This is a genomic window from Nonomuraea sp. NPDC002799 (genome assembly GCF_053592075.1).
The window spans coordinates 198,904-205,893 of sequence record NZ_JBSFVA010000019.1 but is presented as its reverse complement, the minus strand read 5'-3'; the positions used below and the strand labels follow the sequence as shown (position 1 = coordinate 205,893).

Below are 6,990 nucleotides of genomic sequence, written 5' to 3'. Positions count from 1 at the left end.
GGCGCCGCGCTTGTTTCGCCGCGGCGCCGCACATGACGTGCGGCGCCGCGGCGAAGCGGAGAGACACTCAGCCCTTCTCCGCCTCGCCGGTGGCCTGCTCAAGGACGTCCTCAGGAGAGGCCTCCAAGTCCTGTTCGGCGTCGGCGCCCGCCTGGGCGGAGGCCTTGTCGAGGCGCACCCAGCTCGTCACGCTCTCCACCGCGAACAAGACGAACAGATAGGCCGTCAGCACCGCCAGCACCGGCGTCAGCACGTCGAAGGCGGCGCCCACACCGATGATCAGCAGGCGCACCTCCCAGCCCAGCCCCGCGTGGAACACCCACGCGGGCGGCCAGATGCTCTGCCGCGTCCGGTAGACGGTGTCGTAGGTGTGGTAGCCCACGACGTAGACCAGCACGAACAGCAGCCACTTCGGCGCGCCGGCGGCCAGGCCGATGGCGATCATGGCGAAGAACTCGGCGCCGCGCAGCAGCGGCGGCGTGAGCCAGTCGAAGCGGCCCAGGTGGTCACGCGGCGCCGTGGGGAGCACGAGCAGCAACATGACGAGCACCGGCAGCAGCAGGATCGGGCCCGGCTTGAGGAGGCCGGTCACCGTGATGGCGATGACGATCAGAAAGGCGGCAAGGGTGGCCGGCACGGGCGGCAGGCCCTTGCCGATCTTGGTGGCAAGGGCTTGGGTCAAGGGACCGTCGTCGCGATAGGCGAGCAGGCGGGCGGTCTGGATGCGGCGGCGTTCCTCGTCGGGGTCCGGCGTGGGGGTAGCCATGGCCTGCGGTTGGGTGATCATACGAGCGACCTCATGAGGCGTCCGGTGAGGGTGTAGGCGGCGGCGACTGAGCCCCAGATCACCAGAGTGATGAAGGTGATCCGGGCGTCGAAGAGGGCGGCGGTGATCGCGATGGCCGCGAACCGCTCGCCGATGGGGAAGACGATCATCTTACGGGCCCAGTGGACCGCTCGGAACCGGCCCGCCTTGGTCCACATCTTGAGCACGCCCCGCACGCCCTGGCTGCGCTCCTCCTTGCGGCGCACGAGCGCCTGGCGCAGGCCGCGGTCGTCGGGTGCGTCCAGCGCCACCGTGGGCAGCTTGGACGGGGCCTTGCGGCGGTTGGAGACGCCGAAGGAGAAGTCGAGCAGGTGGCGCACCGACTGCAGGCCGATCGCGGCCAGCGCCAGGATCCAGATGTCGTCGCCGTTGCCGGAGACCACCCAGCCGACGGCCAGGCCGGCGAAGACGACGTATTCCTTGAACCGGTCGAACGTGGCGTCCAGCCAGGCGCCCAGCACGCCGAACTTGCGGGCGTAACGGGCCACCTGACCGTCGACGCAGTCGAAGACGAAGGCGAAGTAGATCAGCACCCCGCCGAGCACCATCCACGGACGGTCGCCCGTGGCGAAGCAGGCGGCGGCGGCCACGCCCAGCGCGATCGAGATGAGCGTCACCTGGTTGGGCGTCAGGCCGCGCCGGGCGGCCCAGCGGGCGATGAAGCGGGAGTAGGTCGAGACGAAGTAGGTGGTGAAGAAGCCGTCGGCGCCCTTGACCGCGTGGTTGAGCCGGGCCCCGTCCTCGTCCATGCCCATCATCTCGGCGCCGGCCTCGTTGATCTCCTCCTGGGTCGTGACCCGGCGGTAGAACAGGTCGCGGCGCCCCCGGATGCCCACGGACACGCCGTTGCGCACCAGGCCGAACACGATGAGCTGCACCAGGTCGTCGTCCTGGCCGAAGGTGTGGGCCAAGGTGGCCAGCTCGCGGCAGGTCTCCGCCAGCACGAGCGCGTTGCGCACGCTCACGTGCAGCGGGCCGAGCAGCACGGCGTTGGGCCTCGTCACGCCGTGATGGGCCGTGCCGACCGACACCACCCGCGACTTGCCGACCCGGGCGCGCACCGGCAGCCCCTCGACGAGGTTGCCGCCGATCTCGGGCTCCGCCTCGTCGATCGGCACGGCCTCCTCAGGGGAGTTGTCCTCGAACTGCGCCTCCTCCGTCAGCCCCGGGCGTGGCTCTTTCGCGACGAGGGCCAGCGCACCGCGCTTGGTCTTGGTGATCTGGTAGATCAGCTCGTCGTGGACGACCGAGTTCTCCGGGAGGATGAGGAGATTCTCCGTCGCGGACTCCGCGACGTCGGCCAGGTCGCGCAGGGCGGCGGCCACGTCACCTGACGGGATCGTGGCGGGTCGTGGATCGAGGGAAGAGAGCTGGCTGCGCAGCCGCTCGGCCACGGTGGGGTCGCCGGGCAGCGCGGCCAGCCTCAGGCCGGTCGGAGAGGTGTCGGGGCCGGGCGAGGCGCCCAGCAGGACCACGCGGGTCATGACTCCCTTTCGAGGCAGTAGCGGGGGGTTGAACAACGGGTAATGCGGGGACAGATGTCAAAGTCTAATGAGAGTGACGCAAAGTCGTGTCACCAGAGCATGCCCCTTACTCCGTCCCAGGGCGGCCGTAAGATGTCCGAGTGAGTCTCTACCGTGACGAAGGCGTGGTTCTACGCACTCAGAAACTCGGGGAGGCCGACCGCATCGTCACCATTCTGGCAAAGCGCACGGGCAAGATCCGCGCGGTGGCGAAGGGCGTCCGCCGCACCACCTCGCGCTTCGGTGCCCGGCTGGAGCCGTTCACCCACGTTGACCTGCAGCTTCACACCGGCCGCACGCTCGACGTCGTCACGCAGGCGGAGACGATCAGACCGTACGGCGAGGCGCTGGCGGCCGACTATCCCCGTTACACGGCGGGCAGCGCGATGCTGGAGACGGCCGACCGGCTGACGCACGGGGAGAAGGAGCCGGCGCTGCGGCAGTTCCTGCTGCTGGTGGGCGGGCTGCGCACGCTGGCCGAGCATGGTCACGAGGCCAGACTCGTCCTGGACGCCTACTTTCTGCGTTCGCTGGCCGTGGCCGGTTACGCGCCCGCGCTCGACGCGTGCGCCAGGTGCCGGGCGCCGGCGGTCAGGGCGTTCGCCATCGTGGCCGGCGGCGTGGTGTGCGGGGCGTGCCGGCCGCCCGGCTCGGCGGTGCCCGCCGGGGAGACGATCGGGCTGATGACGGCGTTGTTGCGGGGCGACTGGGTCACCGCCGACGCTTCGGAGTCACGCCATCGCCGTGAGTGCAGCGGTCTCGTCGCCGCATATCTGCAATGGCACCTCGAACACGGAATACGCTCTCTCCGACACGTCGAAAGGGAGCCCGTGTGAACGTAAGACCTCCGACCCCGCATCCGTCGGGCGCGACGCCGCCGCCGATCCCGCGCGAGCTGGTGCCCCGGCACGTGGCCGTCATCATGGACGGCAACGGCCGCTGGGCCAAGGCGCGCGGCCTGCCCCGCACCGAGGGGCACAAGGCGGGCGAGTCCTCGCTGTTCGACGTCATCGAGGGTGCGCTGGAGCTGGGCGTCTCCCATCTGAGCGCGTTCGCGTTCTCGACCGAGAACTGGCGGCGCTCACCCGATGAGGTGCGCTTCCTCATGGGGTTCAACCGGGACGTCATCCGGCGGCGGCGCGACGAGCTCAACGCCATGGGCGTGCGCGTGCGGTGGGCGGGCCGGCCGGGGCGGTTGTGGAAGAGCGTGATCTCGGAGTTGCAGACCGCCGAGGAGATGACGGTCGGTAACCGGAAGCTGACGTTGCAGTTCTGCGTCAATTACGGCGGGCAGGCCGAAATCGTCGACGCGGCGCTCAAGCTGGCCCAGGAAATCGCCGCGGGCCGGATCAAGCCGTCCAAGGTCAACGAGAAGGTGTTCGCCCGTTATCTGGACGAGCCGGACATCCCACCCGTCGATCTGTTCCTGCGTTCTTCGGGGGAGCAGCGCTTCTCCAACTTCCTGTTGTGGCAGTCGGCCTACGCCGAGATGGTGTTCCTCAACCGGTTGTGGCCTGATTTCGACCGCAGGGACCTGTGGGAGGCGTGCGAGATCTACGCCAAGCGCGACCGGCGCTACGGCGGAGCGACCCCCAACCAGGTCTGACCGGCCCGCCGGGCCGGGTGGCCGGGACACCCGCCCAACGGCCACCCGCACCCACAGAGAGACCCGGAGAAGCCCGGAGAAGCCCGGAGAAGCCCGGAGAAGCCCGGAGAAGCCCGGAGAAGCCCGGTTAGACCCAGTTGGGCCCGGAGGGGTCCGGGTTGGCCCGAAGGCCCGGTCGGGCGCGGAGAGGCCCGGTCAGGCCCGAAGGGGTCCGGCGCGGGGAGGCCCGGAGGGGTCCGGTTAAAGTCCGGAAGGCCCGGTCAGGCGCGGCGGCGGGCGCGGTAGGCGGCCACGTGCATGCGGTTCCCGCAGGTGCGGCTGTCGCAGTAGACCCTCGACCGGTTGCGCGACTCGTCCACGAAGACCCGGTCGCAGTCGGGCGCCGAGCAGGTGCGCAGGCGCTCGACCTCCCCGTCCACCAGCAGATGCGCCAGGGCCACCCCGCAGTCGGCCGCCACGTGCTCGGCGAGCGTCGCGTCCGCCGCGTGGTAGTGGACGTGCAGCGGGTGGCCGTCGTGCTCGGTGAGCCGCGGCGTGATGCGGGTCTCGGACAGGAGCGCGTTGAGGGTGCGGACGGCCGTGGGCAGGTCCTGGGCCACGAAGACGCGGTGGAAGGCCTCGCGGACGAGCCGCGTCTGGCCCAGGTCGCGCGGGGTCAGCGTGTGGACGCCGCTGATCTCGCGGGACTCCACGAACGCCTGTAGTTCGGCCAGGCCGGGCAGGCCTTCGTCGCCGCCCGTGGACGGCGAGGTGTTGACCAGCTCGACAACGGTCGCCAAAGCGTGCACCGTGTCATGGCCAAACGGCATGTTGACTCCTGTCTGCGCCTGGATCTAGCGTGGTCGCAGCGTATCTCCAGTATGGGCGACGAGGGGCTTCAATGAGTGCACACCGCCGTATCGTGCTGATCGCGGTGATCGGTGCACTGGTCATCTCCACCTCCGCGCCGTTGGTGCGCTTGTCCGGTGTATCGCCGGCCACCTCCGCGTTGTTCCGCTGCGCGTACGCCGTGCCTCCCATGCTGGTCCTGGCCTGGCTGGAACGGCGGCGGCTGGGGCCGTTGCCGGTCAAGGGGGTGGTGCTGGCCTGGCTCGCGGGGGTGACGTTCGCGTTCGACCTGCTCTTCTGGCACCACGCTATCGACTATGTGGGCGCGGGGCTGGCCACCGTGCTGGGCAACCTGCAGGTGTTCATCGTGGCGTTCGCCGCCTGGGCGCTGTTCAAGGAGCGGCCCTCGGCGCGGCTGATGATCGGGACGCCGGTGGTGTTCGCGGGCGTGGTGCTGATCTCCGGGGTGTTCGACAGCGCCGCCTACGGCAACGATCCCGTCATGGGCGTGCTGGCCGGGGCGGCCACGTCCGTCTCCTACGCGGCGTTCCTGCTGCTGATGAAGGCCGGGCCCGAGCGGGCCGTGGGGCCGCTGGCGCACGCGACCGTGGTGGCCACCCTGATGATCGCGCTGCTCAGCCCGCTGTTCGGGGGCGCGGACCTCACCCCGGGCTGGCCGGCGCACGGGTGGTTGGTGCTGCTCGCCCTGGGGCCCCAGGTGCTGGGCTGGTCGCTGATCACCTTCACGCTGCCTCGGCAGCCCGCCGCGCTGACCGCGCTGCTCCTGCTGGTCCAGCCCCTGACGACGGTGGCGCTCTCCACGGCCGCGCTGGGCGAGCGCCCGTCGTGGTCGCAGCTCGCCGGCTGCGCCGTGATCGTGCTCGGCGTGTTGTACGGCTCCCGCCGCCCCAAGCCCGAACCCGTCGCGCCCGCGGACCGGCGGGCCGCGAAGGTGTAGCGCTCAGACCGAGCAGCTCTTGCAGGTGCCGAACACCTCGACCGTGTGCGTGATCTCGGTGAACCCGTGCTCGGTGCCCACCGCCTCGGCCCACCGCTCCACCGCGGGCCCGGCGACCTCCACGGTGTGCCCGCAGCGGCGGCAGACCAGGTGGTGGTGGTGGGAGTCGGTCGCGCACGCGCGGTAGACGGACTCGCCGTCGTCGGTGCGCAGCACGTCGACCGTGCCGCCGTCGGCCAGCGCCTGCAGGGCGCGGTAGACGGTGGTGAGCCCGATCTTGGCTCCGTGCAGGCGCATCTCGGCGTAGACGTCCTGCGCGCTGCGGAAGCCCTCGCTGTTGCGGAGGGTGTCGTGCACGGCATCGCGTCTCGTCGTCATGCGGCCTCCTCGACGCGCACCTGGGGGCGCTGGCTCACTGTTGACTCCTGGGTACGTCCTCGACGTACGAATTTACCGACCCCGAGGGCCAGGACGAAGCCTGTGAGCGCAAGAAGCACGATCGCGGCGCCAGGAGGCACCTTGGCCGAGTAGGTGGACGCCAGCAACCCGCCCACCGAGGCGACCACGCCGAAGATCATGGCCAGCCCCATCGTAGTACGGAATCCGCGCGTGAGCTGCTGGCTGGTCGCCACCGGGATCACCATCAGCGCGCTGACCAGGAGCAGCCCGACCACCCGCATGGCGATGACCACGGTGAGCGCGGCCGTCACGGCGATCAGCAGGCTGAGGAAACGCACCGGCAGGCCGCTGGCCTTGGCCATCTCCTCGTCCTGGCAGAGCACGAACAGCTCCCTGCCGAAGATCACGACGACCGCGATCACGGCGACGGCCAGGGCGGCGATCACCCAGATGTCCAGCGGGGTGACGCTGGCGATGGCGCCGAACAGATAGGAGTTGAGCTTGGCGTTGCTGCCGCCGGGCGCGATGCCCATGAGCATGACGCCGCCCGCGATGCCGCCGTAGAACAGCAGCGCCAGCGCCACGTCGCCGCTCGTCCGGCCGCGCGCCCTGACCAGCTCGATGGCCACGGCGCCGAGCACCGAGACGGCCACGGCGGTCAGGACCGGTGCCGTGCCGGTCAGGAAGCCCATGGCCACGCCGGTCAGGGCCACGTGGCCGATGCCGTCGCCGAGGAGCGACAACCGCCGCTGCACGATGAACGTGCCCACGGCGGGCGCGCACAGGCCCACCAGCAGCGCGGCGACGAGCGCCATCTGGAAGAGGCTCTCGTGGAGCAGTTCGAAGATCA

Annotated in this window: 8 protein-coding genes; 3 read left to right on the top strand and 5 right to left on the bottom strand. The window is 70.4% G+C overall.

The window, feature by feature from the left end; translation table 11 throughout:
• Positions 1–67: 67 nt before the first annotated feature.
• Complete coding sequence (locus tag ACWD0F_RS30920) at positions 68–787, bottom strand: DUF5941 domain-containing protein (RefSeq protein ID WP_449881471.1); 720 nt, start codon at positions 785–787, stop codon at positions 68–70.
• Entirely contained in the window at positions 784–2,310 is a 1,527-nt protein-coding gene (locus ACWD0F_RS30915; RefSeq protein ID WP_449881469.1) for a CDP-alcohol phosphatidyltransferase family protein, read from the bottom strand. Before ACWD0F_RS30915 ends, ACWD0F_RS30920 begins: the two co-directional genes overlap by 4 nt.
• Before the next feature lie 140 nt (positions 2,311–2,450).
• On the opposite strand from ACWD0F_RS30915, the gene recO reads away from it, so the two are divergent.
• Positions 2,451–3,185 carry a DNA repair protein RecO gene (recO, locus tag ACWD0F_RS30910; RefSeq protein ID WP_449881467.1) on the top strand — a complete coding sequence of 245 codons (735 nt, stop codon included), beginning with the start codon at positions 2,451–2,453 and terminating at the stop codon, positions 3,183–3,185.
• Complete coding sequence (locus ACWD0F_RS30905) at positions 3,182–3,955, top strand: isoprenyl transferase (RefSeq protein ID WP_449881465.1); 774 nt, start codon at positions 3,182–3,184, stop codon at positions 3,953–3,955. Before recO ends, ACWD0F_RS30905 begins: the two co-directional genes overlap by 4 nt.
• A gap of 260 nt (positions 3,956–4,215) precedes the next feature.
• Here ACWD0F_RS30905 and ACWD0F_RS30900 read toward each other — a convergent pair whose 3' ends face one another.
• Complete coding sequence (locus ACWD0F_RS30900) at positions 4,216–4,764, bottom strand: CGNR zinc finger domain-containing protein (RefSeq protein ID WP_449881463.1); 549 nt, start codon at positions 4,762–4,764, stop codon at positions 4,216–4,218.
• A 71-nt stretch (positions 4,765–4,835) separates the two neighbouring features.
• Here ACWD0F_RS30900 and ACWD0F_RS30895 point away from each other — a divergent pair, with 71 nt between their 5' ends.
• On the top strand, positions 4,836–5,741 hold the full coding sequence (locus tag ACWD0F_RS30895) for a DMT family transporter (RefSeq protein ID WP_449881461.1): 906 nt from the start codon (positions 4,836–4,838) through the stop codon (positions 5,739–5,741).
• A gap of 3 nt (positions 5,742–5,744) precedes the next feature.
• Here ACWD0F_RS30895 and ACWD0F_RS30890 read toward each other — a convergent pair whose 3' ends face one another.
• Positions 5,745–6,119 (bottom strand): Fur family transcriptional regulator, encoded by a 375-nt coding sequence (locus ACWD0F_RS30890; protein ID WP_449881459.1) that lies wholly within the window; start codon positions 6,117–6,119, stop codon positions 5,745–5,747.
• Positions 6,116–6,988 carry a metal ABC transporter permease gene (locus ACWD0F_RS30885; RefSeq protein ID WP_449881482.1) on the bottom strand — a complete coding sequence of 291 codons (873 nt, stop codon included), beginning with the start codon at positions 6,986–6,988 and terminating at the stop codon, positions 6,116–6,118. Before ACWD0F_RS30885 ends, ACWD0F_RS30890 begins: the two co-directional genes overlap by 4 nt.
• Positions 6,989–6,990: the final 2 nt, after the last annotated feature.